Annotated in this window: 17 protein-coding genes, 12 tRNA genes and 1 pseudogene; 22 read left to right on the top strand and 8 right to left on the bottom strand. The window is 41.7% G+C overall.

The annotated features are described in order from the left end of the window. Positions 1-84 precede the first annotated feature (84 nt). The gene (locus AC0L3Y_RS14605; RefSeq protein WP_473465294.1) at positions 85-3,273 is read right to left on the bottom strand and encodes an efflux RND transporter permease subunit; all 3,189 of its coding nucleotides are present in this window, start codon (positions 3,271-3,273) and stop codon (positions 85-87) included. Positions 3,274-3,284: 11 nt separating this feature from the next. Next, positions 3,285-4,379: an efflux RND transporter periplasmic adaptor subunit gene (locus tag AC0L3Y_RS14600; protein ID WP_473465291.1), complete on the bottom strand. Its 1,095-nt coding sequence runs from the start codon at positions 4,377-4,379 to the stop codon at positions 3,285-3,287. A 260-nt stretch (positions 4,380-4,639) separates the two neighbouring features. On the opposite strand from AC0L3Y_RS14600, the gene AC0L3Y_RS14595 reads away from it, so the two are divergent. Genes AC0L3Y_RS14595 through AC0L3Y_RS14580 form a run of 4 tightly spaced genes read left to right on the top strand, consistent with a single transcriptional unit; the run spans position 4,640 to position 11,699 of the window. After that, positions 4,640-6,565 (top strand): ATP-binding cassette domain-containing protein, encoded by a 1,926-nt coding sequence (locus AC0L3Y_RS14595; protein WP_473465287.1) that lies wholly within the window; start codon positions 4,640-4,642, stop codon positions 6,563-6,565. A 31-nt stretch (positions 6,566-6,596) separates the two neighbouring features. Continuing rightward, on the top strand, positions 6,597-7,220 hold the full coding sequence (locus tag AC0L3Y_RS14590) for a DUF2760 domain-containing protein (protein ID WP_473465284.1): 624 nt from the start codon (positions 6,597-6,599) through the stop codon (positions 7,218-7,220). A gap of 3 nt (positions 7,221-7,223) precedes the next feature. Beyond that, positions 7,224-8,978 carry an Hsp70 family protein gene (locus tag AC0L3Y_RS14585; protein WP_473465281.1) on the top strand — a complete coding sequence of 585 codons (1,755 nt, stop codon included), beginning with the start codon at positions 7,224-7,226 and terminating at the stop codon, positions 8,976-8,978. Between the two features lie 3 nt (positions 8,979-8,981). Beyond that, positions 8,982-11,699, top strand: coding sequence for an Hsp70 family protein (locus AC0L3Y_RS14580; protein WP_473465279.1), 2,718 nt, complete (start codon positions 8,982-8,984; stop codon positions 11,697-11,699). Between the two features lie 88 nt (positions 11,700-11,787). Here AC0L3Y_RS14580 and AC0L3Y_RS14575 read toward each other — a convergent pair whose 3' ends face one another. Beyond that, positions 11,788-12,729 (bottom strand): lipase family protein, encoded by a 942-nt coding sequence (locus tag AC0L3Y_RS14575; RefSeq protein ID WP_473465276.1) that lies wholly within the window; start codon positions 12,727-12,729, stop codon positions 11,788-11,790. A 225-nt stretch (positions 12,730-12,954) separates the two neighbouring features. Between AC0L3Y_RS14575 and AC0L3Y_RS14570 the strand changes: the two genes are divergently transcribed. Further along, positions 12,955-13,479 carry a redoxin domain-containing protein gene (locus AC0L3Y_RS14570; protein WP_473465272.1) on the top strand — a complete coding sequence of 175 codons (525 nt, stop codon included), beginning with the start codon at positions 12,955-12,957 and terminating at the stop codon, positions 13,477-13,479. Between the two features lie 214 nt (positions 13,480-13,693). Beyond that, positions 13,694-14,440 carry a CLCA_X family protein gene (locus AC0L3Y_RS14565; protein ID WP_473465269.1) on the top strand — a complete coding sequence of 249 codons (747 nt, stop codon included), beginning with the start codon at positions 13,694-13,696 and terminating at the stop codon, positions 14,438-14,440. 125 nt (positions 14,441-14,565) lie between these two features. Here the strand turns inward: AC0L3Y_RS14565 and gcvP are convergent, their stop codons facing one another. The 3 genes from gcvP to glyA form a co-directional block, all read right to left on the bottom strand. Further along, positions 14,566-17,430, bottom strand: coding sequence for an aminomethyl-transferring glycine dehydrogenase (gene gcvP, locus AC0L3Y_RS14560; protein ID WP_473465266.1), 2,865 nt, complete (start codon positions 17,428-17,430; stop codon positions 14,566-14,568). 85 nt (positions 17,431-17,515) lie between these two features. Further along, positions 17,516-17,899 (bottom strand): glycine cleavage system protein GcvH, encoded by a 384-nt coding sequence (gcvH, locus tag AC0L3Y_RS14555; protein WP_473465262.1) that lies wholly within the window; start codon positions 17,897-17,899, stop codon positions 17,516-17,518. A gap of 57 nt (positions 17,900-17,956) precedes the next feature. Continuing rightward, positions 17,957-19,234, bottom strand: a complete 1,278-nt coding sequence (gene glyA, locus AC0L3Y_RS14550; protein WP_473465260.1) for a serine hydroxymethyltransferase — start codon at positions 19,232-19,234, stop codon at positions 17,957-17,959. A 372-nt stretch (positions 19,235-19,606) separates the two neighbouring features. Between glyA and gcvT the strand changes: the two are divergent. From gcvT to AC0L3Y_RS14530, 4 genes and pseudogenes are all read left to right on the top strand, one after another. Beyond that, positions 19,607-20,708 (top strand): annotated as a pseudogene (gcvT, locus tag AC0L3Y_RS14545) (glycine cleavage system aminomethyltransferase GcvT). Between the two features lie 158 nt (positions 20,709-20,866). Continuing rightward, on the top strand, positions 20,867-21,406 hold the full coding sequence (locus tag AC0L3Y_RS14540) for an elongation factor P hydroxylase (RefSeq protein ID WP_473465258.1): 540 nt from the start codon (positions 20,867-20,869) through the stop codon (positions 21,404-21,406). Beyond that, positions 21,387-22,535 carry a 4-phosphoerythronate dehydrogenase gene (locus AC0L3Y_RS14535; protein WP_473465254.1) on the top strand — a complete coding sequence of 383 codons (1,149 nt, stop codon included), beginning with the start codon at positions 21,387-21,389 and terminating at the stop codon, positions 22,533-22,535. Before AC0L3Y_RS14540 ends, AC0L3Y_RS14535 begins: the two co-directional genes overlap by 20 nt. Positions 22,536-22,545: 10 nt before the next feature. After that, entirely contained in the window at positions 22,546-23,268 is a 723-nt protein-coding gene (locus AC0L3Y_RS14530) for a flagellar brake protein (RefSeq protein ID WP_473465250.1), read from the top strand. 62 nt (positions 23,269-23,330) lie between these two features. Here AC0L3Y_RS14530 and htpX read toward each other — a convergent pair whose 3' ends face one another. Both htpX and AC0L3Y_RS14520 read right to left on the bottom strand, forming a co-directional pair. Further along, the gene (gene htpX, locus AC0L3Y_RS14525; RefSeq protein ID WP_473465246.1) at positions 23,331-24,209 is read right to left on the bottom strand and encodes a protease HtpX; all 879 of its coding nucleotides are present in this window, start codon (positions 24,207-24,209) and stop codon (positions 23,331-23,333) included. Between the two features lie 318 nt (positions 24,210-24,527). Next, a complete protein-coding gene (locus tag AC0L3Y_RS14520) occupies positions 24,528-25,100 on the bottom strand; it encodes a YajG family lipoprotein (protein WP_473465244.1) in 573 nt (190 codons plus the stop codon). Between the two features lie 131 nt (positions 25,101-25,231). Between AC0L3Y_RS14520 and AC0L3Y_RS14515 the strand changes: the two genes are divergently transcribed. The 12 genes from AC0L3Y_RS14515 (at position 25,232) to AC0L3Y_RS14460 (ending at position 26,880) form a co-directional block, all read left to right on the top strand. Beyond that, positions 25,232-25,307, top strand: a tRNA-Glu gene (locus AC0L3Y_RS14515). Positions 25,308-25,407: 100 nt separating this feature from the next. Next, positions 25,408-25,482 (top strand) — tRNA-Gly (locus tag AC0L3Y_RS14510). Positions 25,483-25,551: 69 nt separating this feature from the next. Continuing rightward, a tRNA-Glu gene (locus tag AC0L3Y_RS14505) sits at positions 25,552-25,627 on the top strand. A 77-nt stretch (positions 25,628-25,704) separates the two neighbouring features. Further along, positions 25,705-25,779 (top strand) — tRNA-Gly (locus AC0L3Y_RS14500). A gap of 69 nt (positions 25,780-25,848) precedes the next feature. Further along, positions 25,849-25,924 (top strand) — tRNA-Glu (locus tag AC0L3Y_RS14495). Positions 25,925-26,001: 77 nt separating this feature from the next. Beyond that, positions 26,002-26,076 (top strand) — tRNA-Gly (locus AC0L3Y_RS14490). A 69-nt stretch (positions 26,077-26,145) separates the two neighbouring features. After that, a tRNA-Glu gene (locus AC0L3Y_RS14485) sits at positions 26,146-26,221 on the top strand. 77 nt (positions 26,222-26,298) lie between these two features. Further along, positions 26,299-26,373: transfer RNA gene (locus tag AC0L3Y_RS14480), tRNA-Gly, on the top strand. A 69-nt stretch (positions 26,374-26,442) separates the two neighbouring features. Continuing rightward, positions 26,443-26,518, top strand: a tRNA-Glu gene (locus tag AC0L3Y_RS14475). A 60-nt stretch (positions 26,519-26,578) separates the two neighbouring features. Then, a tRNA-Glu gene (locus AC0L3Y_RS14470) sits at positions 26,579-26,654 on the top strand. 56 nt (positions 26,655-26,710) lie between these two features. Then, a tRNA-Gly gene (locus tag AC0L3Y_RS14465) sits at positions 26,711-26,785 on the top strand. A gap of 19 nt (positions 26,786-26,804) precedes the next feature. Beyond that, positions 26,805-26,880, top strand: a tRNA-Glu gene (locus tag AC0L3Y_RS14460). The last annotated feature ends 13 nt before the right edge of the window (positions 26,881-26,893 follow it).

Raw genomic sequence — 26,893 nt, 5'->3', positions numbered from 1 at the left:
TATCAAGTGATTGATAAAAAACGGACTGAGAAAACTTCTAAGTCCGTTTTTTTTGCTTATAAACTAGTTATTAGATGACTCTGGCTATTTATGTAGAGTGTCTTGATCATCTATAAGTGTTGCTTGGTTATTATTATCCGTTGGGGCCGCTTCTTTTTCCAATGCTTCAAGTTGCTTCCGTTCCTTTCTGCGGTAACCAAGTACTAATAAGCAAGGCGTCAGAATAAGTGTTAAAGGTGTCGCAAAGGTTAATCCACCAGCAATGGCTGTTGATAGTTGTGTCCACCATTGCGCTGATGGTGCGCCAACACTTAGGGATTGATGTGTTAAGTCAATGTTTAACTGAAAAACCATAGGGATTAGACCAAGAACGGTTGTTATAGTTGTCAGCATAACAGGCCTTAAACGCTGTACTCCAGTGCGAATTGCCGCCTCACGAACCATCATGCCTTGTTTACGTAAACCGTTGAAGGTATCAATCAAAACGATGTTGTTGTTCACCACTATTCCGGCTAGTGCAATAACGCCAACACCGCTCATGACGACACCGAATGGTTGACCCTTCATCATCAAGCCAATAAAGACACCCATGGTCGAAAAGATAACGGCACTTAGAATCAATAAGCATTGAAAGAAATTATTAAACTGAGTAACCAGAATGATTGCCATGATAAAGAAGGCAACCCCAAAGGCCTTCATTAAAAAGATCATAGATTTCTGTTGTTCTTCAGTATTTCCGCGGAACTCATAACTGACCGTTTTATCAATGTTGGCATTGTTAAGTTCAACTTTAATTGCTTTGATCACTTCATCAACAACTAAACCATCTAAAACGTCAGCATCAATTTGAACTGCTTTTTTACCATCCGTTCGGTTAATTACACCTTGTTTAGGTGCAGCATAACGAGTGATAAAGTTACTAGCAGGAATGCTCCCTTGATTTGTTGGAATTTGTAGTTGGTCAAGTTGATCTAAACTACGTTGGTTAACAGGGTAACGTAAGATAATATCTATCTTGTCGTCTGCACCTTCTGGTAAGAAGTCACTTAATGTAATTCCTGTTGTGACGAGCTTAATGACATTACCAAGACTATTTACATCTACACCGTAGCGACTGGCTTCGGCACGGTTAATATCAATACGCCACTCTATACCAGATAAAGATCTATCATCGTTTACTGTAATGATTTCATCTCTTTCAAGTAGCTTTTTACTAATTTCATCCGCTGTTAAATATAGAGCTTCAGAATAATTAGAAGTAAGCTGTAATTGAATATCTGCGCCAGATTGAGGGCCACCTTGTTCTTTTTCTGCACTGACTTCAATGCCAGGAATTTGTTTGGTTTTATCACGGATACGCTCCAAGATGATACTTGCAGGTTCTCGTTTATACCAATCAATAAATTCCATGCTGATAGAGCCAATGCTATCTGGTGAAGCATTATTTCCTGGTGTCGCATATGAGGTTGTTACGATGCTTTTTAGCTCAGGTGTACCGATAAGCTGCAATTCAACTTGTTTGACCAATGCATCTTTTTCATCAAGAGATAAATCACCACGGGCGCGAATCTCCAAGTTAGCCGACTCAGGCTCAATATTAGGAAAGAACTCAACCCCTTTACCAAACTGACCGTAAATCATGAAAACACTGATGAGTAGGGTAATGGTAAATATTAATACCCAGATTGGACGCTCTACTAAACGCGTTAACATTCTTCCGTAAAAGCCTGTTGGGCCTCTAAGTTCAGTTAAGTCACCGCTTTCGGTAATGCGCAAAGCGTGTAAGGTTTTTTCATTGTAAGCGCCTTTTTTACCTATCATAGAGCCAATAGTAGGCAGCACAATCAATGCCATCACTAAAGAAGATGATAAGGTCGCAATAATGGTGATAGGCATGAATTTCATGAATTCACCAACGATATCTGGCCAAAACAGCAATGGCATAAACACAGCAAGTGTCGTCGCCGTGGAGGCGGTAATGGGCCATGCCATACGTTTTGCTGCTTCACTGTATGCTTGGCGTTTAGAGGCACCCTCTGCCAGTTTTCTATCTGCATATTCAGTAACAACAATGGCACCATCAACCAACATGCCGACACTTAGAATCAAGGCAAAAAGTACCACCATATTAATGGTGTAACCTTGTAAGTCTAAAATCAAAATGCCTGATAAAAACGCGCCGGGAATAGCCAAACCAACCAATAAGGCACTACGAATGCCAAGGGCCCAAACAATGACAATCATCACTAATAATGTAGCAGCTAATACGTTATTAAATAGATCGTTTAGTGAGGTTTCTATGTCGGTAGATTTATCCCCAGTTAGATTATATTCAACATTCTCTGGCCATTGTTGGCTTTCAGCTTGAACGACCGCTTTTACCGCTTCAATGGTTTCAATTATGTTAACACCAACACGTTTGGAAACTGCTAAGGTGATACTGCGTTTACCTTCAACGCGGGCATAGCTACTTGGGTCTTCAAAGGTAAGTTCACCGGTTGCAATGTCTCCTAAAAGAACAACTTGATCACCTTCGGCTTTGATGGGTAAATTAAGAATATCTTCTTTTGTTTTTAGTAATCCTGGTACTTTTAGTGAGAAGCGACCTGCACCAGTATCTAGATTGCCAGCAGCAACCAGGCGGTTGTTACCAGACACAAAATTAGCTACGTCGGTAAGAGATAAATTATAAGATTCAAGTTGTTCTGGGCGAATAATAATCTGGGCTTGTTGATCACGATCACCACTAATCTTGGCTTCTAGCACACCGTCAACCGCTTCAATGGAGTCTTGAAGGTTCTTTGCTGTACGGCTTAGAGTGGCGAAATCCACGTTGCCAGATAAATTAACGCGAAGTACAGGAAAGGTAGATAAATTTATTTCGGTAACAGTTGGCTCATCAGCGTCATCAGGTAACTCACTTTTGGCTCTATCGACTTTATCTTTTGCGTCACTAATAGCTTGATCTATGTCCACGCCAGATTCGAATTCCAACATGATGGAAGCGTGACCTTCAGATGCTGTCGATTTGAGTTCTTTTAAACCTTCTAATCCTTTGAGTTCTTTTTCTAAAGGGTGAACCAATAAGCTATCAGCATCTTCTGGTGAAATACCTTCTAATGAAACCGAAACATATGCCATTGGGATAGTGATATCTGGATCACTTTCTTTAGCTATTTCAATGTAAGACACCACGCCCATAATAAGTATTAGGGCGAAAAACATCATTACAGTTCTGGAGCGAGCCAAGGCCGCCTCAATCAATGTTTGCATACTGAGACTCCTTAGTTTTGATAATGTGCGTCAATTTTATCACCAGCAGAAACAAAGCCTTGCCCTACAGTAATAATATTTACATTATCAGGTAGTCCACTGACCCAGACTTGATCTCGCTCGGATTTAACAATGCTTACAGGAGAAACTACAACTCTGTTATCAATGTCGATAGTTTTAACCGCTGTTGTTCCTGCGTCATCTAATGTGAGTAACGCTGGAGAAAAAGCATGTGCTTTTTGTTCATCGATAGTGAAGTCTACTGAAGCAGTTAAACCCGCTGGAATTAGGTTATCTGGATTTTCTACTTGTATTTCAACCGTAATGGTTCGGCTTGCTTCATTTGCAGTTGTATTTATATAAGAAACAAAACCTTCCGCTTCATAACCTGATTCAAGTTGAATGTTACCTGGCGTTCCTAATTTTATTTTTTGAATTTTGTTTTGGGGAATATTGACACTAACTTTTATTGGGTTCAAAGAAACTAAAGTGCCAATTGAGTCACCAGCAGAGATAACTTGGCCTTCTTGAACATCGAGCGTATTTAATATTCCAGAGAAGGGAGCAGTAATGGTCGCGTTTTCTAAGTCCACTAATAGTCGACGTTCCGCAGCTTTTGCTGCGGCTAGCTCTGTTTCTGCTTGGGCCAGGTTTACTTTTGAGGAAAAATTGTTGGCGGCTAACTTTTTAATGCCATCTAATTCTAGAGTTCTTTGTTTTACTAGAAGGCGAGCTTGTTCAATCTCTGTTTTAAGTGTGCGGGTGTCAATTTGTAAAATCGGCGTCCCTTTTTTTATAAAGGAACCTTTTTCTATAGGGAGCTTTGTAATTCGTCCAGGGTAGGTATTAATTAAAGAGAGAGTTTCATCTGCTTTAGTTGTACCACTTAAGGGTAAGTGCATTTCAATGGTCTTGGCCGCAAGTGTTTTGGCCTGTACTGAGTAAATTAATTTAGATTCTGCGGTTTGAGATGAAATGGTATTTTCTTTTGGGGTTGCTTCGGTAGGACTGACAGTGACACCGTTACCTCCAACTATCATCCAAGTTACCGCGATTGCCGTAACAACAACAGCGGTAATTGGTCCCACTTTACTTTTTAGCTCCATCGAATGCTCCACACATGAAAAATTAATGTCAATATTAAGTTAAGTATATTCTTAAATAATGACCAATGGCGCTCTTTTATTCAAGAATTGTGAAAATCATAGCAGGATTATAGTTTGCTCTTATGACGGATCTTGCTGATTTTTACATTATCATCCTTAAATCGTCTATTTTTGAACGGCCAAATATGGGTATTTACTGATTCTTTTACGAGAAGAGTGATACTATACCGCCACAAAATTTTTACATTATATGGATAGATATGAGTCTATTGTCGTTAGAACAGATCAGTGTTGCTTTTGGGCATAATCCACTGCTGTCAAAAATCAGTTTTTCAGCAGACGCCGGTGAGCGTGTTGCTATTATCGGCCGTAATGGTGCGGGTAAATCTACTTTCTTGAAGATTATTTCTGGAGAGCAAGTGCCAGATGAAGGCGTTGTTCGCATTGAAGGTGGCATGAAGGTGGCACAGCTACCTCAAGAATTACCTGAAGCGAATGAAAGAACGGTACGTGAAGTCGTTAGCGAAGGCGCAGGGCAAGCCCATGAATTAATGACACGTTACTTCAAATTATTAGAGGACTTTGAAAACGATCATTCGGATGAACTGGGTGATATTCAAACGGAACTAGATAAAATTCAAGGCTGGGACTTAGAGCAGCGAGTGAATCATATGATTCAACGCCTGGCTTTACCTGCGGACAAGTTAATGTCTGAACTTTCTGGTGGTTGGCGTCGTCGTGTTATTTTGGCGCAAGCCTTGATCTCTAACCCAGACGTTCTATTACTTGATGAGCCGACTAACCATTTGGATGTTCCGACGATCGAATGGATGGAACAGCAACTTCAACAATTCCGTGGTTTGATTCTCTTTATTACACATGACCGTCGCTTTCTTGAAAAACTGGCGAATCGAATTGTTGAATTAGATCGCGGCAACCTTATTTCTTTTAGCGGTAATATTAACGCCTTCCTGACGTTTAAAGAGAAGTTATTGGAAGAAGAAGAGCGAGCGAATGCGCTATTTGATAAGCGTCTTGCCGAAGAAGAAGTATGGATTCGTCAAGGTATTAAAGCCCGTCGTACCCGTAACGAAGGCCGAGTGCGTGCTTTGGAAGCGTTACGAGTAGAAAGATCCGAACGTATTGGCCGTCAGGGTAATGCGAAAATGGCGATTGAAACCAAAGAGAAATCAGGCAAATTGGTGGCAGAGTTCAACCAAGTCGGTCACTCTTTTGAAGATAAAGTTATTTTACGGCCAATGGATTTTGTTGTTAATCGCGGCGACCGTATTGGGCTCATTGGTCCGAATGGTTGTGGTAAGAGTACCTTCTTAAAGATTTTGCTTGGTGATCTTGAGCCGACAACGGGTGAGGTTCGTCAAGGAACGAAATTGAACGTCGCTTACTTTGACCAATTACGTGAACAACTGGATCCAGAACAAACGGTTGCAGAGAATGTAGGTGAAGGGAAAGACGTCATCGAAATCAATGGTCAAAACAAACATGTTATTGGCTACCTTGGTGATTTTTTATTTCCACCAGAACGTGCTCGTACGCCAATTAAAGCCTTATCTGGTGGTGAACGTAACCGTGTTTTATTAGCGAAATTGTTTACTCGTCCTGCCAATCTACTAATAATGGATGAACCGACAAACGATCTGGATGTAGAAACATTAGAGCTTTTAGAAGAACTTCTAATGAACTACGACGGCACCTTGTTATTGGTAAGCCATGACCGTTCATTCCTAGATAACGTTGTGACCAGTGTTATTGCGTTTGAAGGCGAAGGACACGTAAAAGAATACGTGGGTGGTTATCAGGATTGGATTCGTCAAGGGGGCAAATTCCCAACTGAATCTACATCACAAACAGATGAGCCGAAAAATAAAGCCAAAACTGCCGAAAAAATAGATACTTTAGCACCTGTCGCCGAAGCAAAAGAAACGAGTAAGCCAAAAGCGAAGTTAAGCTACAAAATGCAGCGTGAGTTTGATTTGATGCCAGAAACCATTGCTAAATTAGAAGCTGAAATAGCGTCTTTACATGCGATGACGGCCGCTGCTGATTTTTATGCTGGTGATGCCGAAAAAATACAAAACACTCTGGCAAAAGTAACTGAAAAAGAACAAGCACTTGAAGTAACAATGGAGCGTTGGCTTGAGCTTGAAGAAATGCAAAACGGGTAAATGATTACTTGAAGACTATGGCTCAATAATTATGACTAAGAACACGACGACTCAAAAAACTACAAACCAAGAAGTAAAGCCGATTTCTTTGATTCCACGCTTTATTGGCGCTTTTGGTCAGTTTTTCAAATACATGGGGAGTGGCGATTATGCCGCTCGCTGTCAACATGTTGAAAAAGGTGATGTATTTGCTTTTGAAGCAGAACCAACGCTCATTACAGAAACAGTAGAAACTATCCGTGAAATTGAAGTGGCAGCGCCTGTTTTAGATACTGTAAATGAAGACGGCGCACATCAACTGTTACAACTATTGCAGCAAGAAGCTCGTTTTATTGATTTCCTCCAAGAAAATATTAACGACTATGCCGATGCAGATATTGGTGCTGCGGCACGTCAGATTCACTCTGGTTGTGCAAAAGTGTTGAAGCAGAATTTTACTATTGATGTAGTGAACTCCGCCCCTGAAAACAGCCGAGTAGAAGTGCCTACTGGTTACGATGCTAAACAAATCAAACTAGAAGGTCGAGTCGAAGGTTCAGGCCCTTATACTGGAACCTTAATTCATCCTGGCTGGAAAGTGACGGATACGCGTCTACCTAAAGTGACGAGTACGGATAGTCTAACCGTTTTGGCGCCAGCTGAAGTCGAGGTATAACCAATGGGACATTATTTTATTGGTATCGATTTAGGTACCACCCATTCGGCTGTCTACTATTCTGAAGCTTCAGGAGAGCAAACTAAAGGTAAGATCCAACAGCTTACCATTCCACAATTTACAGCAGCAGGGCGGATCGACGAATTGCCATTGTTGCCTTCTTTTGTTTATTTTCCTCATCAAACAGAATTCCTAGACAGTGATTTACAACTTCCTTGGGGAAAAGCGACCTCTATTGTTGGGCAATTAGCACGTGAACTAGGTACTAAATCTTCCGGGCGATTGGTGCAAAGTGCAAAAAGCTGGTTATGCCATTCTCAAGTGAGTGCTGAAGAAGCTATATTACCTATTGATGCACTAGAAGAAGTTGAAAAAGTCTCCCCAGCAGAGATTACTCAAGCTTTGTTGACTCATCTCGTAAATGCTTGGAATACTTCATTTCCACATGCCTTAATTGCTGATCAAGACGTTGTCATTACTGTGCCTGCATCATTTGATCCTGCAGCGCGAGTCATTACAGAACAGGCTGCAGAAAAAGTTGGACTACGAGCTCGCCTAATTGAAGAACCATTAGCCGCTTTTTATGCTTGGTTGTCAGATCAGGCGTCTTGGACAGATAGTTTAGCAGTTAACGAACACATTCTGGTTATTGATGTGGGTGGTGGTACAACGGATTTATCCTTGATCAAAACTGTCGAGGAAGATGGAGAGCTTGGATTGGAGCGAATCGCTGTTGGCCGCCATATATTATTAGGCGGCGACAATATGGATATGACGCTGACTTACCATCTGGCAGGGCTACTGGCTCAGAAAGGAACAAATCTTGAACCGTGGCAAATTACAGGTTTGACTCAAGCTTGCCGTGAAGCCAAAGAGCGTCTGCTATCTAATCCAGAACTTTCTGATGTTAGTGTTGTCGTTCCTAGTCGCGGACGTAGCTTGTTTAATAACAGTATCAAAACCACGTTAACTCAAATTGATGTTAAGCAATTGCTTATTGATGGTTTTTTTCCTGAATCCATATTTGGTGAGCAAGCTCAAAAAATGTCTCGGAGCGGTTTTAGTACTATCAATTTGGACTACGAGAACGACCCAGCTATCACTCGTCATATTAGCGAGTTCCTTTCCCAACAAGATGTTAAGCCAACAAAAGTGCTATTGAATGGTGGTGTTTTTAACGCTGGATTGATTAGCACAACATTGGAAGCTCGCCTTAAAAGTTTATTAGATGACGTGAATCTCATCATGCTAACGCCATCTCATTTGGATTATGCCGTCGCGAAAGGTGCGACCTATTACGCACAAGTCCAAGCGCAAGGTGGTGTTAAAGTAAAAAGTGGTTTATCTGCCAATTACTATATTGGTGTGGCTAGCCCAATGCCTGCGATTCCAGGTATGGCACCACCAGTCGATGGGATTTGTGTTGCGCCTTTTGGTTTAGAAGAAGGTTCTGAGGAGCAAATGCTGCCGAATGAATTTTCTCTAATCGTTGGCGAAAGCGTTAATTTTCGTTTTTTTCAATCTAAGCATAATGACGTTGAAACCGTTGGTAAGGTGATTTCTTCGTTTTCACTGGGTTTGTTGAATGAATTGAACCCTTTGTCTATTCGCTTAGATGCAGGTCATTATCAAGCTGGTGATATGGTGCGAGTTTATTTAACAGCTCAAGTCACGGAATTAGGCTTATTGTTATTGCAAGCTCACGATACCAATTCGGATTTAAGTTGGACCATCGAGTTTCAAGTGAGGGAGGCTTAATTCATGGCACAACCTGCTTTTCGTATTGGAATCGATTTGGGGACAACCAACTGTGTTGTCTCTTATCTACCAGTAGACCGCGAAACGTCTTCTACACCGGCGTTATTGCCAATTCCACAAGTAATGGCTGATGGTTCTGTACAAGAGTTTACTTATTTACCCAGTGCAATTTATCTATTAGCTCATGATGAAATAGGGAAGTTTGAGCCAGTATTACCTTGGCGATATCAGGATAAAGAACGCATTGTTGGGGTAGGGGCTTTGTCATTAGGTCAACGCCGTGCAGGGCAATTAGTGCAGAGTGCAAAAAGCTGGTTAAGTCATAGGCAAGTGGATCGTCGTTCAGCAATTTTGCCGTGGGGGAGTGATGTTGCAAAAAAGCTAAGCCCACTGGAAGCCAGCCAAGTTCTACTCTCACATATCAAGCAAAGCTGGAACCATGCTTTTCCTGACTCTCCTATAGAAAAACAATCTGTTGCGCTAACTTTGCCAGCGTCTTTTGATGAAGAAGCTCGTTCGCTGACGCTTGAAGCCGCTAGGTTAGCTGGTTTAAACGACTTTTACCTATTAGAAGAGCCGCAAGCTGCTTGTTATCACTACATCAATAATGATGAAAGACTTGGTGCTTTGGCGGATAAAAAAATGCTGCTCGTTGTCGACATTGGCGGCGGAACTAGTGATTTCAGTTTGGTTGCTATTAATGCTTCTAAAACAGTGTCTAAAAATAGCATGAAAGGCGCGACTGTTTCGTTAAAGCGAGTTGCTGTGGGTGAACATCTCTTACTTGGCGGTGATAATTTAGACCAAGCCTTGGCTTTTCAACTTGATCCTAAACAAATATCTGCCTTATCTGCGTCTCGATTGGCTGCTTTGGTACAACAAACCCGGTTGGCAAAAGAAAGCTTATTAAGTGAAGGTGCACCGGAATTGTTAAGTATCACAGTGCTAGGTGGAGGAAGTCGTTTAATTGGTGGCTCACAGAAGTTTAATGTGTCACGAGATACCTTACTAGAACAGATTCAAACAGGTTTTTTCCCTTTAGTTGAAGCGGATTGCCCAGTCCAAAAGAACAATTACGCCATGCATACCTTGGGTTTGCCTTATGAGTCTGACCCAGCTTTCACTCGTCATTTAGCTGCCTTTCTAAATCAAAACGTATCTGACATTATAGCTGCCACAGGTACAAAAATGCCCGATGCGGTTTTATTTAATGGCGGATTATTTAACAGCTCAATTTTAAAGACGCGCTTATTAGAGCAATTAAATACTTGGTCAAAAGACTCTATTCTTGTTTGTTCTGCTGATGAGCCAAATGATGCTGTTGCGAAAGGCGCTGTTATGTACTTGAGTGCTTTGGCTGGCGAAAGCACTCGTATTGAAAGTGGTGTGGTCCATAGCTTGTATTTGAAGGTTGGTGAAGATCAATTTGTTGGTATTCTACCGAAAGGGACTTTAACAGGTGAAAATATCACGTTAGAGCAGGACTTCTTTGTCACGTTAGGGCAACAAGTGCAATTTCCCTTGTATCGTTCTGATGACCATATCGAATGTGTTGTTGGTAACCTTCGAGACTCAAGTGGTTTACATTACATTTCTAATTTAGCCACTGAATTAGATAGCTCACAAGACAGTGAAGAATTGCCAGTTACCTTGTCTGTGCAAATGACAGAAGTGGGAGTGTTACAAGTCTTATTAAATGGAAAAAATGGCCGAGACAAGTGGCAGCTCGATTTTTCCACTGAATCAAATGAAACCAAAGAATCCGACACTTCAGAAGGCACATTACACAGTAATATGGGCCAAGCGGAAGAGCACCTTACGCAATGTTTCTCTGCCGCAGGACAAAAGCAAAAACCAGACTTAGTGAAATCGCTTAAACAAGACCTCGACCAATGGTTGGGAAGACGAGAGGATTGGAATCTTGCTACTTCCCGTCGTTTGGTTGATAAGTTATTGAGCTTGAAATCAGGCCGAATCAAAAGTGCTCAGCATGAACGTCAGTGGTTGCAATTGATTGGGTATTGTTTGCGTCCAGGCTATGGTGCCACAGATGATTTGGCTAGAGTTCAGCAGGTTGTTAATGTCTCCAAAGCAGGAACTCAGTTTGATACTGCGCCTGTATGGGGACAATATTGGACCCTGTACCGTCGTATTGCTGGCGGATTGAATGTTGAACAACAACAAACTTTATTTAAACAGTTCAGCCAATATTATTCCCCAACAGGACAGCGTTCTCGAGAGAAAGTGAAAGCACTCGTGACCAAGTCGAGTGATGACCTGATTCGTCTTGTTGGTGCGTTAGAGAGCTTGCCAAGCGAAGATAAAGTGACAACGATTGATTGGCTTATGAAGCGGTTGTCGAAAAGCTCCGAGCCGGATACGGCTTGGTGGACCATTGGCAGGATCGCTTCCCGCCATCTTTTATTTGGGCATCAAGAAAACCGCATAGAAGAGAAAGTCCTTTTTTCTGCGTTAGATTTTGCTTTAAAAGAAGATTGGAAAAAGCGTAAGCAAGCCGGTCTTGCTGCTGTCTTGATGAGCCAAGTTAGCCTAGACGAATCAAATGAGCTAAAGGGCTATCGAAAAAAAGTGGCGAATAAACTCAAAAAAGACAAATGTCCTGCCCAATGGTTAGAACGTTTAGAAAGCCAAGTTGAAATCAGTAATGATGAATTGAATGCCTTACTTGGTGAAACTTTACCGATCGGTTTACGCTTATGATATTGGTTTCACGGAGGGTTTTTCTTTTTCGTCGTTCTTTTATAAACGTAGAAATAAAACAACGACAAGGAAAATATTATATTTTCAGTTAGTCGAAAGAGATCCCAAATAAACTGATGTTCATTTTGTAAGGAACTTCATTTGGTAATTTTACCTGTTCTTTAATCAAACCAAGATAAGTTGTCATTTTATGGGCGAATAGGTTTTTCTCGCTTGGAATGGCAGAGGCAAATTTAGTCGCTCTTAACATGCTTTTCACTCCATTTGTTTGGGCGTATTCATTATTGTCCATCAAAATAATCTCTTCCCCCATGTGCCAATAAATATCTAAGTCTTTAATTTGTAAAGGGCTGATCGGTGGTACTAAAGGAACTATGTCATTTAGTGTTACTACGCGGGTTAATGGCAAATCAGAAAACTGTTTGGCGCCTGTTACGTTCGTCACTTTCGGCTGGCCAAAAGTAATTACTTGAGATAAAGGGTAATTGTCTTGTTCTAAATACATGGCCAATATTACGGCAATGGCACCGCCTAAGCTGTGTCCAGTTGTTTGAATCGGCTGTTGTTTATCAAGATAGGGCTTTACATCGTCATAAACGGCTTTTGCAGCAGAAGCGAAACCTTGGTGTAACATGATATTCAGATCATCATCTGTTTGTAGTGACACATTTAAATCTAATAGGGCATTTTCTAAGTTTGCTGTTCCTCGTATCGAAATTGTCTGTATTCCATCATATTGACTAACAAAATAGCTGACTTGTGATTCAGGAATAGTGGTGTGATGGATAAGCTTTTGCCTAACGTCCTGTAATGCATTTTCCAGAGTCGGTTCAGTCATTACTTGAAGCTTAGTTTGAGTAGTCGATACTTTATTATTCTGTGCTTCTGTTTCTGATGTCTTTTTTTCTAAGTAGGCAGTGTCAGCCAATATGGCTAAAGATTGTATATTCGTAAAATCTTGTGCAGCTAACACGAGTTGAATTGGATTAAATACAATCAGAGTAGTGAAAATGATGAGTTTTTTTAACATGTTAAAAGTAATGGCTCAATGATGATAGAGCGATGAGAGTACTAAAAAACCACTTTTACGAATAGAGTTTTATTTCTCTTAGTTACTTAGGTGAGCTTACGTTTTTAAACAATAATGTGTCAATAAAGGATAAATTACTAAAATATTCGGATAAAGATGATTTTTATATATAAATTTGAAACACTGGTTCAGGTTTCAAACAAAAATAAATCAGGAGTATGTTTAGTGAGTAGTCAAAAAATAGATGCCGGAGCTGCTTTGCCTCAGTTTTCAGCAATATACGTTGAAACAGGTACTAAAATCGATATTGGTGCGGCTTCAGGTAAGTGGCAATTAATCGTAGTGTACCGTGGTAAACATTGCGGTCGTTGCAAAAAATACCTAAACACACTTCAAGAAATGCAAACCGCTTGGTATGACGCTGGTTTTGATATTATGACAGTATCAGCCGATTCAAGAGCAAAAGCACAGGCAGACATTGCTGAGTTCGGGTGGACATTCCCTGTCGCTTGCGAACTAAAAGAAAGTGAAATGAAAAAATTAGGCTTGTACATCAGTGAACCACTGAGCGCCAACGAAGCCGATGGTCGTTTTTCTGAGCCCGGCTTGTTTTGTGTACGCCCTGATGGTGCAGTTCAAATTGTTGCGATTTCAAATGGCCCAGCAGCGAGGCCGGATCTTGCTGAATTGTTAGACGGTATGATTTTCAACATCAAAAACGAACGTCCAGCACGTGGTACAGCGGCTTAATTTCGATAGAGTAAGCCTTCGATATTCAAATTTGAATATTCTTCTCAATAAAAATGCCCAATGAATTTACTCATTGGGCATTTTTATTGAGACAACATTGAATCTTGATGTTGGAAAAGGAATTTTAATGCTTAAAGAAATACCCAGTGCTAAGATTATCTGATTTTATCTGCAACTCGGCTTGTGTTGGGTTGCCGTTTATTTGTGAGTTAAAATGCCATTACAGCAAGCAAATCTTAGTTTCGTGACGATTCGTCGGCAATTTGATTTTCGCGGTATCGAAATGGGCCGCTGGGTCACACCGGAAGAAAGAGATCGCGCTGCGGTTCATTTTAACCAAGCATTGCACGATTTAATGGATGCTCTACAAGGACCTGAGCAGCTTATTTCTTTGCGAAGTACGCTTGGTCTTCAATTTGGCAAAGGTGGGCAGCGAGGAGTCGCAGCGCATTACATGCCAGCCACTCGGCAGTTAGCCTTGGCGAAGAACGCTGGAGCAGGGAGCTTGGCACACGAATGGTTTCACGCTTACGATCATTACATGGGCGATAAAATGTTTCATTTCGCCTCATCATCCAGCTTTGCTTCTAATAATTGGCTACAAGCCCCCGACTCAAGCAATATCAAATCTCACCCGTTAAACACGCTGCTAGGCGACTGTTTCAAAAGTATTCTACTCAGCCCAGACGGAAACGACACCAGCGAACTATTCCAAGCCTCTAAGCGCATCGATGAAAAACACAATATCTTCTACTACTCCAAACCAGAAGAAATGTGCGCCCGCGCCTTTGAGGCCTTCATAGAAGACGCCAAACCAGCGAGTCGATTCTTAGTAAAAGGCAGTAAATACTCAGAAGAAGCCAAAGTCGGGCTTTACCCTCAAGGACAGCAAAGGGCAGCTATCAACCAAGCTTTTCGGGATTATTTTTATGTATTGGGTAGGGCATTAAGTAAAGAGTAAGGCTAAATTCTTTGAAAATGTAGTTTTTGCATAAGCTGCCATTCCCGGTGGAAATAATTGCGTTGTTTAAGCTAATATAAAAAAACGAGCCATTTGGCTCGTTTTTAGTTTCAGCTTATAAAGTTTTAATCTTCATAACTGTCTATCGGTGGGCATTCGCAGAACAAGTTGCGGTCGCCGTAGACGTTGTCGATTCGGCCCACTGGTGGCCAATATTTACGCGCTTTGATCCATGGTAATGGGTAGGCGGCTTCTTTACGAGTGTAGCCATGTGTCCATTCAATATCCAAAAGGCTATCCGCTGTATGTGGTGCGTTAACGAGCGGGTTGTCTTCCAGTGTCCATTTTCCTGATTGAACTTTTTTGATTTCGTTACGAATCTGAATCATGGAATCACAGAAGCGATCTAGCTCCTCTATGTTCTCAGACTCTGTTGGTTCGATCATCAAGGTTCCTGCAACAGGGAATGACATAGTCGGCGCGTGGAAACCAAAATCCATCAGACGTTTTGCGATGTCTTCTTCACTGATGCCAGATTCCGCTTTTAGCGGGCGAATGTCGATAATACATTCGTGTGCCACTGTACCGTTTTTACCTGTGTAAAGTACTGGGTAATGATCTTCAAGGCGTTTAGCAATGTAGTTAGCATTCAAGATAGCCGTTAGAGTCGCATCACGCAGGCCTTTGTCGCCCATCATCTTGATGTACATCCAAGTAATCACCAGAATGCTTGCGCTGCCGTAAGGTGCTGCAGAAACCGCACCGTGTTGTTCGCTCATTCCCATTACTGGTGTGACTGCGTGACCCGGCAAGAAAGGCGCAAGGTGAGATTTAACACCAATCGGTCCCATACCTGGGCCGCCGCCGCCATGAGGAATACAGAATGTTTTGTGCAAGTTAAGGTGAGAAACATCACCGCCAAACTTACCTGGAGGCGCAACGCCAACCAATGCGTTTAGGTTGGCGCCATCGATGTAAACCTGTCCGCCAAATTTATGAACGATGTCACAGACTTCACGAATGTGTTCTTCAAATACACCGTGAGTCGATGGGTAGGTTGCCATGATGCAGCTTAGTGCGTCGGCGTGTTTCTCTGCTTTTTCAGCTAAATCAACCAAATCAATGTTGCCATCTTGGTCGCATTTGACGATGACCACTTTCATTCCAGCTAGAGCCGCAGAAGCTGGGTTTGTACCGTGCGCAGAGCTTGGAATCAAACAAATATTTCTGTCGTGATCGCCACGAGATTTGTGATATTTGTCTATCGCGATTAAACCAGCGTATTCGCCCTGTGCGCCCGAGTTTGGCTGCATTGACATGGTGTCGTAGCCTGTCGCTTTCGAAAGCATCTCAATCAAGTCTTGCAACAACGTATGATAGCCACTGACTTGGTTATTCGGTGCAAATGGGTGTATGCGACCAAATTCAGCCCAGGTCACAGGAATCATTTCTGATGCTGCGTTTAGCTTCATTGTGCAAGAACCAAGCGGAATCATACTTTGGTTTAAGGCGATGTCTTTTACTTCTAATTGGTGCATGTAGCGCATCAATTCGGTTTCGCTGTGATGACTGTTGAAAACAGGGTGTGTCAATATGTCGTCTTGGCGTAGTAGGGAAGCGTCAAAACCGTAAGCCACATCAGAGCCAGTAACGTCTTCTAACGTCAGTTTGGCGCCAAAGCATTCCGCCAAATCGATTAGATCGTTTGGTGTGATGGTTTCATTTAAGGAAACAGAAATTTGTGTGTCAGACACTTTATAGAAGTTCATTAACTTGGCTTCGCCTTTCGCCATGATAGCGTCAGTTTGCGTACCTGAGTTGATGATAACCGTATCAAAGTAACTGGCGTTAGTGGTTAAGCCTTGTGCTTGAACGGCTTTAGCAAAACAATCTGTTAGAGCGGCAACACGGTTTGCGATTTTTTTCAGGCCAGTAGGGCCATGATAAACCGCGTAGAATCCTGCCATCATGGCAAGTAAGGCTTGAGCAGTACAAATGTTCGACGTGGCTTTTTCACGACGAATATGTTGCTCACGTGTTTGCATCGCCATACGTAGTGCTGGTTTGCCGTGGCTGTCTTTAGAAACACCAATAACACGACCTGGCATAGAACGTTTGAATGCGTCTTTTGTTGCTAAGAATGCCGCGTGTGGCCCACCGAATCCCATTGGTACGCCAAAGCGTTGTGCACTACCGAAAACAATATCTGCGCCCATATCCCCTGGTGATTTCAACAAGACTAAAGATAATAGATCAACAGCAATACTCACCAATGCACCTTGTTCGTGTGCTTTGGCAATCACAGGCGTTAAATCACTTACGCTGCCATCAATACCTGGGTATTGGAAAATCGCACCGAACACATCATGATTTTCAAGATTATTGATATCGTCAACAATAACGTTAATGTCCAATAATTCGGCACGGGTTTTAATGACGTCAATGGTTTGAGGTAGGCAATGGTTGGCAACAAAAAGAGAATCACTCTTTTTCCTATTCGAGCGTTTCATCAAGGTCATTGCTTCTGCAGCAGAGGTTGCTTCATCTAATAATGACGCATTGGAAATTTCCATACCAGTTAGATCGATGATGACTTGTTGGAAGTTAAGCAGTGCTTCCAATCGACCTTGTGATATTTCTGGCTGGTAAGGTGTGTACGCTGTGTACCAACCTGGGTTTTCTAGTAGATTTCTTAAAATAGGTGAAGGGACGTGTGTATCGTGATAACCCATACCAATAAAAGAACGCGCCACTTTGTTTTGGCTGGCAATTTTCTTTAATTGAATGAGTGCATCGCTTTCACTAACTGGTTCAGCAGATAGGTCTAGATTTGCTTGACGAATGGCTTCAGGAACTGTTTTGTCAATCAGCTCGGGAAGCGAGTTAGCGCCGATAGTTGCTAGCATTTTTGCTTGTTCAGAAGCATCAGGGCCGATATGGCGAGCCATGAATTCGTCGTTGTTTAGCAAATCGCGGATGAACGATGTCATAGTGTGATCACCTATTTAAGAAGCTATTTTAAAAAACGGAAAAGATAAGCTCTCTTGCGAGAAGGCAAGAGAGCAAATTTAGATATTATTCGATGGAAGCTGAGTAGCTTGCTGCATCCAGTAGTTTATCAAGATCAGCGCTGTCGCTTAGCTTGATTTTTGCAATCCAAGCTGATTCAAAAGGCGATTCGTTAATCAACTCTGGGGAATCGTTTAATGCTTCATTTACTTCAATCACTTCACCGTTGATAGGAGCATAAATATCTGATGCAGCCTTTACTGATTCAACCAATGAAAACTGTTCTGTGGCCGTTACTTCTGAACCAACTTCAGGTAGTTCAATATAAACAACATCACCTAGTAGATCCTGTGCATGATCTGTAATACCAACGGTAACAGTACCATCGCCATTATCTAGAACCCATTCATGGGAATCTGCGTATTTTAGATTTTCTGGAATAGTGCTCATTTAATTTATGCCTCTTTAAAAAAACGCCTAAGAGCAGTCACTCTTAGGCATATGATTTTAGCGATAAAGTGGGAAACGTGCGCAAAGCTCTTTTACTTCGGAAAGTACACGGGCTTCAACTTCTGGGTTACCTTCAGGCATCGCAACCAAACCGTCCAATACGTCATTGATTAAATGACCTACTTTACGGAATTCTTCTTCACCGAAACCGCGTGATGTCGCTGCAGGTGTACCAATACGGATGCCTGAGGTGATCATAGGTTTTTCAGTGTCGAATGGGATGCCGTTTTTGTTACAAGTAATACCAGCACGTTCTAATGCTTTGTCTGCCATATTGCCTTTTAAGCCTTTAGGACGAAGGTCAACTAGCATCAAGTGGTTGTCAGTACCACCGGTTACAATATCGCAGCCACGTTCGATCATTACTTCAGCCAATGCCTTCGCATTTTTTACTACTTGATCGATGTAAACTTTGAATTCAGGTTTTAATGCTTCACCGAAAGCGACTGCTTTGCCGGCAATAACGTGCATTAATGGTCCACCCTGGTAACCTGGGAAAACAGCTGAATTGATTTTTTTACCAAGATCAAGGTCATTGGAAAGAATCATACCGCCACGAGGGCCACGCAATGTTTTGTGTGTTGTTGTAGTAACAACGTGAGCATGAGGAAGCGGCGAAGGGTGCTCGCCAGTTGCCACAAGCCCTGCAATGTGTGCCATATCAACAAACAGGTAAGCACCAACTTTATCAGCGATTTCACGGAAACGTTTGAAATCGATAACGCGTGGAATAGCTGAACCGCCAGCAATGATCATTTTTGGTTTGCATTCTAATGCTTGAGCTTCAATGGCATCATAATCAATCAATAATGTTTCAGGGTGTACTTGATATTGAACGGCGTTAAACCATTTACCAGACTGTGCTGGTGGCGCGCCGTGAGTCAAGTGACCGCCAGCATCCAATGACATACCTAAAATAGTGTCACCAGGTTGTAGCAGGGCAAGCATCACTGCGCCATTAGCTTGAGCACCGGAGTGAGGTTGTACGTTTACAAATTCACAGTTAAACAGTTGCTTAGCACGATCAATGGCAAGCTGCTCTGTAACATCAACGGCTTCACAACCACCATAGTAACGGCGGTTTGGGTAACCTTCTGCATATTTATTGGTTAGAACTGAGCCTTGAGCTTCTAAAACAGCTTTTGATGTGATGTTTTCTGAAGCAATCAATTCGATGCCAATTTCTTGGCGCTCTTGTTCTTCAACAATTGTTGCAAAAAGCTCTGGGTCTCTTTCAGCTAGGGTTTGGCTGAAAAAAGCGTCGGTGTTAGCCATGGAGAATTTCCTCTTAAATAAACATGTATGCCCAAAAGACAATGAGTCTTGCGTATAATAACACTAAGGCAGTCTAAGATGATGAAAAAAGATCATCTTTCCAAGAGCGTCAATCATTGTTCGGTTTACGTCATTTTCATCTTATCATAATCAAAAAGTTTCCAATTGGAAACAATAAGTCGAGATGAATTTCAAACTTTCTGTCTGTAGTAAGTTGACCGATTGATCAGTTTTTTCCTTTGTTGGTATAGGCTTTTTATAATAATTTAGTCAAATAAATGCACGTTAGTACTTGTCATATCCTGTTAGTTTTAGATACTCTGTTTCCTATTGGAAACAAGCTTTGTCAATATTTTAATTAAGGTTTTCCCTATGAAACGTACCGCTTTATATGATCAACACATTGTCTCAAGTGCCAGAATGGTTGAATTTGCTGGTTATGAAATGCCTGTTCAATACCCTTTGGGGGTTATGAAAGAGCACTTGTGGGTTCGCGAAAATGCTGGCTTATTTGATGTCTCACATATGGGACAGGTGATATTAAGAGGCAGAGATGTGAAAACATCTCTTGAAGCAATTTTGCCTGTTGATGTGTTGGATTTACCTGTCAATATGCAACGTTATGGTATGTTTACAACGCCAGAAGGCGGTATCTCAGATGATCTTATGTTCGCCAATTGGGGGGATGATGTGTTCATGGTTGTCAATGCTGCTTGTAAAGAACAGGATATTGCTTATTTGAAAGCATCTTTGGTTGATTGTGATGTTGAGGTTATCGAAGATAGAGCATTACTTGCGGTTCAAGGACCAAAAGCACGTGAAGTATTTTCTCGCCTTATTCCTGATGCTGCCAATATGGTGTTTATGGAAAGCCTTAAATTTGATTGGCAAGGTGTTGAAATTTGGGTGAGTTGTTCTGGCTACACAGGTGAAGATGGTTATGAAGTGTCTGTCCCTAACGAACAGGCAGAAAGCTTTGCTCGTGCCTTATTGATTTTTGATGAAGTTGAGTGGATTGGCTTAGGTGCTCGTGATTCTTTACGTCTTGAAGCTGGATTGTGCCTATATGGACATGATATCGATACAAATACAACACCAGTAGAGGCGTCCATTAATTGGGCAATTCAAAAAATCCGTCGTTTAGATGGCGAGCGCAGCTGGTGGTTTTCCAGGTGCCGATGTGATTCTTCCTCAATTTACTAATAAACCAGACAAAAAACGTGTTGGTTATTTGGTTGAAGGTCGTGCGCCAGTTCGTGAAGGTGTTGAAATAGTCGATGCCGCTGGTGAAGTTCAAGGTGTTGTTACTAGTGGTGGTTTTTCGCCGACTTTGTCACAGCCGATTGTTATGGCTTATGTCTCTACTGAGAGTTTAGCCGCTGACAAACCATTGTTTGCAAGCGTTCGAGGTAAAAGTATCCCTTTAAAACAAACTGCAATGCCGTTTGTGCCTTCTCGTTACTTTAGGGGGTAAGAGTTTTAGAGAGTAAAAAATATTGGTCGTTAATTAAGCTCGAAGTTAAATATTTTTAGTAAAAGCTTAAATCTAAAATGCGTCATGTAGAGTGGGATACTTTGCATGGCGCATTTTTGTTTCTTGTGTGATAATTCTTTACATTTTGGAGTCCGTCTTTGGTAAGCGCAAAACAGCTCGAAGAGGTTTTCAATGCCTTATTTCTTTCAAGCTTTAATACTCGTCTTCTTGGTGGGGCCGAAGAGCCTCTTTACCTACCGGCTACATTGGATTGTCCTGCGACGGTTTATTTTCGCTTTGATTATCCTTCTAGTGCTTTACATGAGGTCAGCCATTGGTGTATTGCAGGTGAAGAGCGCCGTTTGTTAGAAGACTACGGTTATTGGTATGAATCTGATTCACGGGATTTACAAACACAAAAAGAGTTTGAGCGTGTGGAGGTAAAACCTCAAGCTGTCGAATGTGTATTACATTGGGCGGCCGGTTTACCATTTTGTGTGAGTGTGGATAATTTAGCTTTCCCTGATTATGATGCTTCACATTTTAAACAAGCTGTTATGGCTCAGGTTAAGAAAAATCTTGTTTCCGGATTACCAAAAAGAGCCGAAACTTTTTCTAAGTATTTATTAGCACAGCGTTTTCCTGACGTTGTATTTGATGAGTTTATAAAACAGCAATATGAAAATTATAGCCGATGAAAATATGCCAAATGCGCAAGCTTTGTTTTCGCATTTGGGAGAGGTGGAGCTGGTCAATGGTCGTACGCTCTCTAGGGAGCAGATAAAAGACGCAAATGTTCTTTTGGTACGTTCTGTTACTAAAGTATCAAAGGAGCTTCTTGAAGGAAGCTCCGTTGATTTTGTAGGGAGTGCTACAATTGGTGTGGATCATATTGATTTAGACTACCTGAAAAGTGCTGACATTGCCTTTAGTAGTGCTCCAGGCTGTAATGCAGAGGCTGTTGCTGATTACGTATTTAGTGGCTTAAGCTACCTGTATATGACTAAGCAACTTCAATGGTTAGATAAAAAAATTGGCATTATTGGTTATGGTAATGTTGGCAAAACTGTATATGCACGCTTTGCTGAAATGGGTTGTCATGTTTGTGTCTATGACCCATTGAAAGAAAGTGATGCTTTATCGGCCAACTTTGTTTCATTAGAAGAGATATTAACTTGTGATGTTATTTCCCTGCATGCTCCTCTGACTAAGGATGGGGATTACCCAACAAAGGGAATGCTAGGTAAGAATGAATTGAACAAGTTGTCTGCGGGGGTTGCGATTATTTCAGCTGGACGTGGTGGTGTCATTGATGAACTCGCGCTAATTGAGTGTTATCGCCGTCTAGAAGGTAACATTCATCTTGTATTAGATGTTTGGGAAAAAGAGCCTGTTATCAATCAGGAGTTGGTTTCTATTGTGGATATCGCAACGCCACATATTGCTGGTTATAGTAAACAAGGTAGAGAGAAAGGCACATGGATGGTATATCAAGCGTTGTGTCAGCATTTGAATTTAGATATTGTCGATATTAGTAAACATGACGCGATAAGTGCCGGTTGGTTTTCCTCTTTCAATATTGCGATTGATTTTCCACAAGAAGAAATGCTAGCTCGGTGTATCCATGCTATTTATGATGTAGCAAGGGATGATGCTAGATTGCGTTATAAGTACCGAGAAAACAAAGAAAATAATGTGTTCGACTGGTTACGTAAACATTACGTGGAAAGGGATGAGCTAAATACTTGTATTGTAAATAGGTCGAATGGTACTGCATTCAATCTCCTTGGTGCGGCGGGTTTTTCGATCGATATTCATAAAGACTAAGGTTAAGTACATGGCTGGAGTAATGCAGGTTGACTTGGGTGATCTTGATGTACCCATAGGAACAAATGTGCAGCTGGAGTTTATTTCTCCTCCTGGTAGATATGTGGTCAGAGTGCTTGGGAATATTCCTGGGAGCTCATTGATTCTTTCTTGCCCTAGGTTGAATGGTAAAAATATTTTAGTAAGAGAGGGGCAGCTTGTTAATATTCGCCTCATGCTAAGTACTCATGTTTGTGCATTTTCAAGTAAAGTCGCTAAAAGTTATTTAGAGCCATCTGCACATCTTCATATCGCACATCCGGATCATGTTGATACTTCAGAGGTTCGTCAAACGGCTCGTATTGAAACTCGATTAATATCGAATTTAGAGCCAGATAAAACAGAAACAAGTATTGCCGAGCCATCTTCCGCCATTGTGATTGATTTAAGCCTTGGTGGTGCGAAACTTATCTCTAAAGAAGATTTTGGTTCTATTAATCAAACTATGCGGTTAGCCTGTAATATAAAGGTCGGTCCTTATACTCATATATTAAAATTGGATTGTGAAATACGCTCTCAAGAAATTCAGATGTTAGAGCAGGTTCAGTCAACCATGGCTGACAATGAGTTCTTAACTCGTATGGGAGCTGAGTACTTTTATGTTTATGGTATTCGCTTTATTAATTTGACGAAAGAGTCTGGTATTCCTCTCACTGCTTTTGTTCTTGAGACTCTGCGCAATAAGCATAAATAAGAGGGTTTGTATTCAAAAAAAACGCCAGCCTGATGCTGGCGTTTTTGTGTGTAGTTAAAATATTAAAGTGCTTGAAGAGCCTTAATTCTATCTTCAATAGGAGGGTGGCTGGAAAATAACGCCCCCCATTTTGGTGCTCTACCACGACGAATGCCGAAAGCCAGCATAGAGTCCGGCATATGACTTTCTTCGTGTTCTTGCTGCAAGCGAGCAAGGGCGGCAATCATTGCTCCTTTGCCTGCAAGTCTTGCGCCTGCTTCATCTGCTCTAAACTCACGAAAACGAGAAAACCACATGACAATGGTTGAGGCTAATATGCCAAAGATGATTTCAAACACAAAGGTGGCAATATAATAACCCCAGCCGACAGAACTGCTGTTGTCATTTCTACGCAAGAACTGATCTACCGCGTAGGCTGCGATACGAGCAAAGAACATAACAAAAGTGTTAACCACGCCTTGAATAAGCGAAAGTGTAATCATATCACCGTTTGATACGTGACCAATTTCATGACCAAGTACTGCTTTTATCTCATCTGGTGAAAAGCGATCCATCATGCCGCTAGAAACGGCAACTAAGGCTGCGTTTTTATTCCAGCCTGTTGCGAATGCATTTGCATCGTGGGATGGAAAAATGGCCACCTCAGGCATTTTGATATTGGCTTTTTGAGATAATTCCCTGACTGTATCAAGTAACCATACTTCTTTGTGGTTGCGAGGTTGCTCAATCACAACTGCGCCAGATCCTCGTTTTGCCATGAATTTCGACAAAAGAAGGGAGACAAAGCTACCAGCAAAACCAAATACAGCGCAGAAAATAAGTAAAGAGGAAAAGTCTAAGCCATTGCTAGACATATACCCGTTTACACCCAAAAGACTTAAAACAATGCCAGCTACAACCATAACGGCTAAGTTGGTCAGTAAAAACAGAATGATGCGCATAGTTATGCTCCTTAAGAAACTGTTAATGAGCATAGTAGGGCTTTATTAGATAATTTCAATAGACGAATAAGGAAGGTATTTAGACTTCTTTGGAGTGCTTGAAAATATTGTTTATTTATCAGCTTTATGGAAAAGGAAGTTTGTATCTGCTTTAGAGTTAATCTAAGGGCTTGTGCGGAAAATTTGCTCGATAGGTACTCAACTGAATGGAAAAATCCCGAGTAAGCAAGAAACCTTGTCTTACGGCTTTAATAATGATCTTTTGGAACGATAAAGTTAAAAGCAGCTAAGTATCAGACCTAGCCGCTTTTAATTGAGTTATTCTTTCAATAAAGTAATGATGTTTGGGTCACTCAATAAACGATTCACTGTTTGACTTGCAAGGCCATTCATATCGTCTTGCACATCCTCTTGATAAGGCATAGTTCCATATTCTTCAATTTTTTGAGATCCGTAGTTGGCTTTGTAAGTTTGTCCCTTGGCAGCAAGAACCGCTTTAATCTCAAAATCTAATGTTGCTACGGTTTTTAAGGTTTCTACCTTTGTAGTGTAGCTCATTTTGGTGATTTCAATTTTTAAGTCGGCAGCAGGAAGGACTCCTTGGTCTGGAGTAAAACCAATTTCACGCAGCCCATTTAATACACTATCTCGAATACTGGCTTTTATGTCATTGGTCGTATAGATGTCAGCATACTCATTAATGCCTGTTTTTATCGAACCAACTGTACTCGTTAGTTTAGTGCTGGTGGATACGTCTATTACTCTGTTGTTTGTTAGGCCAGAGTTTTCTACCTCAACCTGTGGTGTGATGCTTATATAATGCGTTGTAGAGCACCCAGCCAGTAAAAGCGCTGAAAGTGACAATGTTAAAAAGAGTTGTTTGTGTAGCATAAAAGCTCCCATTCGATTGATTTTTAAAGCGACTTTTTATGTAAGTGGCTTAAATTAATGAAAAAAACTGTTGATTTTAAGATTGGTAACAGTAATATACGCACCCGCTCACACAGCAAGATTATATTGATGTCCCATTCGTCTAGAGGCCTAGGACACCGCCCTTTCACGGCGGTAACAGGGGTTCGAACCCCCTATGGGACGCCATCCTTTCATACGGTTGGTTGTTAGTTTACCTATATTTCTCGTAATGAGAAGGTTTTGCTTGGTGAGATGTTTTTTGAATAGAGTGAAATGATATAAAAACGCGGGAATAGCTCAGTGGTAGAGCACAACCTTGCCAAGGTTGGGGTCGCGAGTTCGAGCCTCGTTTCCCGCTCCATTTGTCTTGATTCAATCGCATTGATGATAGGTAGGTGAAATGTTTATAGTTTTCTCAAAACTAAATTGTGTCCCATTCGTCTAGAGGCCTAGGACACCGCCCTTTCACGGCGGTAACAGGGGTTCGAACCCCCTATGGGACGCCACTTTCTTTTTTAGAAAAGAAAGCGTACGGAATTTAAGAATTCGATGTTTCCTGAATAGAGTAGGGTGATGTCAATATGCGGGAATAGCTCAGTGGTAGAGCACAACCTTGCCAAGGTTGGGGTCGCGAGTTCGAGCCTCGTTTCCCGCTCCATTTGTCTTGATTCAATCGTATTGATGATAGGTGGGTGAAATGTTTATAGTTTTCTCAAAACTAAATTGTGTCCCATTCGTCTAGAGGCCTAGGACACCGCCCTTTCACGGCGGTAACAGGGGTTCGAACCCCCTATGGGACGCCACTTTCTTTTTTAGAAAAGAAAGTGTACGGAATTTAAGGATTCGATGTTTCCTGAATAGAGTAGGGTGATGTCAATGTGCGGGAATAGCTCAGTGGTAGAGCACAACCTTGCCAAGGTTGGGGTCGCGAGTTCGAGCCTCGTTTCCCGCTCCATTTGTCTTGATTCAATCGTATTGATGATAGGTGGGTGAAATGTTTATAGTTTTCTCAAAACTAAATTGTGTCCCATTCGTCTAGAGGCCTAGGACACCGCCCTTTCACGGCGGTAACAGGGGTTCGAACCCCCTATGGGACGCCACTTTCTTTTTTAGAAAAGAAAGTGTACGGAATTTAAGGATTCGATGTTTCCTGAATAGAGTAGGGTGATGTCAATGTGCGGGAATAGCTCAGTGGTAGAGCACAACCTTGCCAAGGTTGGGGTCGCGAGTTCGAGCCTCGTTTCCCGCTCCATTTGTCTTGATTCAATCGCATTGATGATAGGTGGGTGAGATGTTTATAGTTTTCTCAAAACTAAATTGTGTCCCATTCGTCTAGAGGCCTAGGACACCGCCCTTTCACGGCGGTAACAGGGGTTCGAACCCCCTATGGGACGCCACTTTCTTTTTTTAAGAAGAAAGTTTAGTCGTATGTAATAATAGTGTTAATAAAAGTTTATGTCCCATTCGTCTAGAGGCCTAGGACACCGCCCTTTCACGGCGGTAACAGGGGTTCGAACCCCCTATGGGACGCCATTTATCTTCTTACAAGATAAATATATTACTTGAATAGAGTAGAGTGATATAAACGTGCGGGAATAGCTCAGTGGTAGAGCACAACCTTGCCAAGGTTGGGGTCGCGAGTTCGAGCCTCGTTTCCCGCTCCACAGTTCAAAGATTTTATATGTCCCATTCGTCTAGAGGCCTAGGACACCGCCCTTTCACGGCGGTAACAGGGGTTCGAACCCCCTATGGGACGCCATCCTTTTTTACGC

It is taken from the genome of Marinomonas sp. GJ51-14 (assembly GCF_055808695.1).
This window is presented reverse-complemented; position numbering and strand designations above follow the sequence as displayed.